Here is a 258-nt window from a genome sequence, read left to right as displayed (position 1 = left end):
TTCATAGCCCAGTGCCAGGCCCATGATCCGCTGACGGACAAGGTCTTCAACCCGGTATTCCACAAAGCCGGAATGCCGCTTATCGCGAAAACAGGCAGCAAAGCGGCGGCTGAGACCCAGAATGTCATCAGCCTGCTTCACCAGAATGACGCCCCCATCCGAACTCATGCGACCCCCGTCAAAACGGGCCACAACACGCCGTCCACAGGAGGCTGGAAACTCATACGCGCCTGCGCTACACTCTGTCTGCATCGGGTT

The 258-nt window shown here is 58.5% G+C and carries 1 protein-coding gene; it reads right to left on the bottom strand.

Going from position 1 to position 258, the window contains the following annotated elements; translation table 11 throughout:
- Window positions 1-252, bottom strand: a 252-nt coding sequence (locus CSR02_RS08890; protein ID WP_208616823.1) for a transposase, incomplete at its 3' end; no start/stop codon positions are given.
- Window positions 253-258: the final 6 nt, after the last annotated feature.

The organism is Acetobacter pomorum, from assembly GCF_002738225.1.
GTDB classification, from domain to species: Bacteria; Pseudomonadota; Alphaproteobacteria; order Acetobacterales; family Acetobacteraceae; genus Acetobacter; species Acetobacter pomorum.
Note: the sequence above shows the minus strand (reverse complement) of the source record. Positions and strands in the feature narration are given on the sequence as shown.